We start from the raw sequence: 5,104 nt of genomic DNA, 5'->3' as shown, positions 1-5,104 counted from the left end.
TCATTATCCATGACGAAAAGGTCAGGAAGCGGCTGATGCCAGCGTTTCCGGCTTGGCCGGCGTCAATTCCACAGACTCTCCACAACCACAGGCTGAAGTCTGGTTGGGATTGTTGAAAACAAAGCCTGTGCGCAGCTTGGTCACTTCAAAATCCATCTGCGTGCCTAGGAGGTAGAGCACAGCTTCCGGCGCGACGAAAACCTTCGAGCCGTCTTTTTCGACCACATCATCACCGGCTTTTGCTTCGGTAACAAGATCGATCATATATTCCATGCCTGCGCAGCCGCCCTTCTTGATGCCGACGCGAATGCCGAGCGCATTTTCGCGCGTCGCCACGATTTCGCTCACGCGCTGTGCGGCGGCGTCAGTCAACGTCATGACAGAAAAACGACCCATTTCTCATCTCTCTTGTTCGAGATCGGTGGAACGATCCCTCGAATAACATAGTTAGTGTTACACAACCGTCACTGCAAGTGTTCAAACTGTTCAAGGCCTATAAACACGATCCGCAGAGGGCTGAAAGCATGAATTATCGCCATCTCGTTCTTTGCAGCGCAGCAGCGTTATCGCTGCATATCGTACCAGGGCTCGCGCAGGAAGCGAAACAGCCTGAAGCCACTACACCTGCACCTGCCGAAACGCCGGTACCGAAGGAACAGGCGGCAACCGCAACGCAGACGCCCCCGGAATATCTTGATGACCGGAGCAACCCCGAAGCCCTGATCAAGTCGTACTACAATGCCATCAACCGGCAAGAATATGCTCGCGCCTACAGCTATTATGCCTCGGACAGTCCCCCGCAACCATTCCCGCAATTTCAGGCGGGGTATGAAACCACCGCATCGGTCAGCGTGCTGTTTGGTAAGGCTGTCGGCGAAGGCGCGGCCGGTTCAGCCTATTGGAGCCAGCCAATGGCGATCAAATCCGAGGGTAAAGATGGTAGCGTCGCGGTGTTCAACGGCTGTTATCGTCTGCGGCTCGCAAACCCGGCGATCCAGGGCGTTCCCTATGTGCCGCTCTCCATATTGGACGGAACACTGCAGAAATCAGACCAGCCATTCGAACAAAGCGTACCGGAAGGCTGCGAAGCGCCCTAATACCAGCCGACCGCGACTTGCGCCTCTTCCGACATGCGATCGGGCGTCCAGGGTGGATCGAATGTCATGGTGACATCGACAAAGCTCACGCCCTCGACCGCGCTGACTGCATCCTGCACCCAGCCAGGCATTTCGCCGGCAACCGGACAGCCAGGTGCCGTCAGTGTCATTTCAATCTTGACCGAACGGTCGTCCTCGATATCGATCTTGTAGACCAGACCGAGCTCGTAGATATCGGCAGGAATTTCCGGGTCATATACGGTTTTCAAAGCACCGATGACATCATCGGTCATCCGCGCCAGCTCGTCGGCCGGAATAGCCGACACAGGCGCGGTCTCGACCTCAGCCTTTGCAGAACTGGTTTCAACGATCGGTGTCTCAGCTTTTTCCAGTGTCTCGACTTTGTCAGTCATTGTCATCACCCAAAGAATTTCCGCGCCTTTTCCAGCGCATCGGCGAGAACATCGATCTCGTCTCTTGTATTATACATCGCAAACGATGCACGGCATGTGGATGTTACACCGAAACGTTTCAATAGCGGCTGGGCGCAATGGGTACCTGCCCGCACGGCAACACCTGCACGGTCAATCACCATTGATACATCATGGGCATGGATGCCCTGCAGTTCGAAGGAAATAATCGCGCCTTTGCCCTTGGCATCGCCAAAGATACGCAGCGAATTGATTTCGCGCAGACGTTGGTGTGCATAGTCGCGCAAATCTTCTTCGTGGGCGAGAATAGCGGCGCGGCCGATCTTCTCGACATATTCGATCGCTGCACCAAGCCCGATAGCCTGGGCGATCGGCGGTGTGCCGGCTTCAAACCTGTGTGGCGKATGGTTGTAAGTGACGATATCCTCCGTCACCTCCTCAATCATTTCGCCGCCGCCCTGGAACGGCCGCATCGCTTCGAGCATTTCCTTGCGCCCATAAAGCACGCCTATGCCCGACGGTCCGTAGATCTTGTGGCCAGTGAAAATATACCAGTCGCAACCGAGATCCTGCACATCGACCGGCAGGTGCACTGCACCCTGGCTGCCATCGACCAGCACCGGAATACCGCGAGCATGGGCGATGCGGACGATCTCCTTGATCGGCGTCACTGTGCCGAGCACGTTCGACATATGGGTGATCGCGACAAGCTTGGTGCGGTCGGTTAGCCGCTTTTCAAATTCCTCGATATGGAAAGCACCCTGTTCATCGACAGGCACCCAGACGAGCTTGGCGCCTTGGCGCTCACGGATGAAATGCCAAGGCACGATGTTGGAATGGTGCTCCATGATGGAAAGCACGATCTCGTCACCCTCCCCGATATTCGGCATGCCATAGCCATAGGCGACGGTATTGATCGACTCTGTCGCGGATTTCGTGAAAACGATTTCATCAACCGACGCCGCATTCAGAAACCGGCGGACGCTTTCCCGTGCTTTTTCATAGGCATCGGTCGCAGCGTTCGACAGGAAATGTAGCCCGCGATGCACATTGGCGTATTCGTTGGAATAGGTGTGTGTGATCATATCGATCACTGCACGCGGTTTCTGAGCCGAAGCGCCATTATCGAGATACACCAGCGGCTTGCCATAGACTTCGCGCGACAGGATCGGGAAATCCTGACGAATTGCCTCTACATCATAGCCGCTTTGAATGATCCTTGTATCCATGATAGCCGCACTTTCCATATAGGTTCAGTCGATCAGACGTGTGCCGCGAGCCATTTGTCGAGAATGTCTTCAAGTGCCTCGACCAATGGCTCGTTTTCCAGCTCTTCGACGATTTCGGCAACGAAAGCCTTGATCAGAAGACCTCGCGCTTCATTTTCCGGGATGCCGCGTGCACGCAGGTAGAACAGATGATTGCCATCGATCTCTGTAACCGTTGCACCATGGCCGCAGGCCACATCATCCGCAAAAATCTCCAGCTCCGGCTTGGCGTCGAATTCGCCATCATCTGAAAGCAGCAGCGTATTGCATGCCATGCGGGCGTCGGTCTTCTGGGCGATCTTGTTGACCTTGATCTGACCCTGAAACACGCCGCGCGCGCGATCAGTGACGACATTTCGGATGATCTGCACCGAGGTCGTGTTCGGGGTCAGATGTCCAAGCGTCATCGTGACGTCCGTATGGCTGTCGCCGCCGAGCAAGTTGACGCCGCGTAACTGGAAATCGGAACCTTCACCCTTCACCAGTACATGTACTTCCTGGCGGACGAGCTTGCCGCCGCCATTGACGACGTAAACCGTCAATTTGGCATTGGAGCCAATCTTGGCAATGAACTGCGCCAGCTGCGTTGCCTCGACGCCCTGCTCGCGCAGGATGATCCAGGTAATTTCCGCATCATCAGCGACGGTTACATTGCTGACGCTGGTTGAAAAACCTTCGCCCTCGCCGCCGGTTTGGCGCTCAATGATTGTTGCCTTGACACCCTTGCCAAACTTGACCGGAAAACGCACATGCCCCTGGCCGCGAAGCTGGGCGTTCTGCAATTCAAGCGGCGTTTCCAGTTCTACACCATCGGCAAAGGCAATCGCCCAGCCATCGGTGACATAGGCTGCATTGATTTGGCCGATCGCATCGTCACCGTCACGAATGGCAAGCTCGCGGATCACCGAGCCATCGGCCAGTTTATCACTGAACTTTGTGAATTCGACACCTTCGAGACGTGGATGGGTCAGCGCGACACCGTTGGAAACGGTCGCCACCGCAGATCCTGCGATAATCGCCGGCAAGGCGTTGGTTCCCGCGGTCCCGTCATAGACGGGAATGTTGCGCAGCAGTGTGCGCAGATCAGTGTAGTGCCAAGCCTCGACGCGACGCGAAGGAAGGCCTTGCGTCTTCAACGCTTCAATGGCGTTGTCGCGGGCGCTGGCGATCTCACCGTCACCCGGCAGTTCGCCCATCCGGTCGACGAAAGAGTCGACCAGTGCCGATTCAGCAGGTGTGGGTTGGCGTCCTGTATGAACATTCATGACGTATTCCTCAGGCTGCCTCACCGATAATATCGGCATAGCCATTCTCTTCCAGCTCGAGTGCAAGATTCTTGTCGCCCGACTTGATCACCTGCCCCTTGTAGAGAACATGGACGGTGTCCGGCACGATATAGTCGAGCAAACGCTGGTAGTGGGTGATGACGATCACCGCACGATCGGGCGACCGCAACGCATTGACGCCATCGGCAACGATCTTGAGCGCATCGATGTCAAGACCGGAATCGGTCTCGTCCAGAACGCAGAGCTTCGGCTCCAGCAGCTTCATCTGCAGGATTTCCGCACGTTTCTTCTCGCCGCCGGAGAAACCGACATTAAGCGGACGCTTGAGCATGGCGATATCCATGTCGAGCGATGCAGCTGCCGTCTTCACGCGCCCGATGAACTCGGGAATTTTCAGCGGCTCTTCACCGCGTGCCTTGCGCTGCGAATTCATCGCCACCTTCAGGAATTCCATCGTCGCAACACCCGGTATCTCCATCGGATACTGGAACGCCAGGAAAATGCCCTTGGCTGCACGCTCGGACGGGTCGAGCTCCAGGATGGATTCGCCATTGTAAAGAATGTCACCTTCGGTGACTTCGTAGTCACTACGGCCCGCAAGAATATAGGACAGAGTCGATTTCCCGGAACCATTCGGCCCCATGATTGCAGCGACTTCACCAGCCTTGACGGTGAGATTCAGGCCGCGAATGATCTCGGTGTCCGTATCTGCGATCTTCGCATGAAGGTTTCTGATTTCCAGCATTGTACTACCTTTTAGATTCCAGGAACCAGCCTTGGCGGTTCCCTAACTTTTAATCTTGGTTCTGTCGGCCAATGACAACGTGCCGTGCCGACTATGATGAGCTCTCGCCGCTAAGGCTCTTGAGGCGCTCGACCACGGATGCAAGTTCTTTGCGAGCCCTGATCAATTCCGGTTCGAGAACCCTTTCCGTGGCGGAGGATGAGCGCGCCAACGTGTCAGTCAGCTCTTCGATCACTTCACCCAACTCTTCATAGCGCCGGCGAAGCCTGTCTAGCGC

General features: G+C 55.8%; 7 protein-coding genes. 1 reads left to right on the top strand and 6 read right to left on the bottom strand.

Going from position 1 to position 5,104, the window contains the following annotated elements; genetic code table 11:
* Positions 1-21: 21 nt before the first annotated feature.
* Positions 22-396, bottom strand: coding sequence for a Fe-S cluster assembly scaffold SufA (gene sufA, locus ACXJ5O_RS18405; protein WP_210002483.1), 375 nt, complete (start codon positions 394-396; stop codon positions 22-24).
* Between the two features lie 128 nt (positions 397-524).
* Between sufA and ACXJ5O_RS18400 the strand changes: the two genes are divergently transcribed.
* Positions 525-1,097, top strand: coding sequence for a hypothetical protein (locus ACXJ5O_RS18400; RefSeq protein WP_457301156.1), 573 nt, complete (start codon positions 525-527; stop codon positions 1,095-1,097).
* On the opposite strand, the gene ACXJ5O_RS18395 is transcribed toward ACXJ5O_RS18400, so the two are convergent.
* From ACXJ5O_RS18395 to ACXJ5O_RS18375, 5 genes are all read right to left on the bottom strand, one after another.
* Entirely contained in the window at positions 1,094-1,510 is a 417-nt protein-coding gene (locus ACXJ5O_RS18395) for an SUF system Fe-S cluster assembly protein (RefSeq protein WP_457301155.1), read from the bottom strand. The two genes, ACXJ5O_RS18400 and ACXJ5O_RS18395, sit on opposite strands and share 4 nt — an antisense overlap.
* Before the next feature lie 5 nt (positions 1,511-1,515).
* A complete protein-coding gene (locus ACXJ5O_RS18390; RefSeq protein ID WP_457301154.1) occupies positions 1,516-2,757 on the bottom strand; it encodes a cysteine desulfurase in 1,242 nt (413 codons plus the stop codon).
* Between the two features lie 32 nt (positions 2,758-2,789).
* Positions 2,790-4,061, bottom strand: a complete 1,272-nt coding sequence (sufD, locus tag ACXJ5O_RS18385) for a Fe-S cluster assembly protein SufD (RefSeq protein WP_457301153.1) — start codon at positions 4,059-4,061, stop codon at positions 2,790-2,792.
* Positions 4,062-4,071: 10 nt separating this feature from the next.
* A complete protein-coding gene (sufC, locus tag ACXJ5O_RS18380; protein WP_271893810.1) occupies positions 4,072-4,827 on the bottom strand; it encodes a Fe-S cluster assembly ATPase SufC in 756 nt (251 codons plus the stop codon).
* Between the two features lie 91 nt (positions 4,828-4,918).
* The coding region (locus ACXJ5O_RS18375; protein WP_457301152.1) for a hypothetical protein at positions 4,919-5,104 on the bottom strand (186 nt) is incomplete at its 5' end.

Source organism: Phyllobacterium sp. P5_D12, from assembly GCF_054049495.1.
The sequence above is the reverse complement of the archived record's forward strand: the minus strand, read 5'-3'. Positions and strand labels throughout refer to the sequence as shown.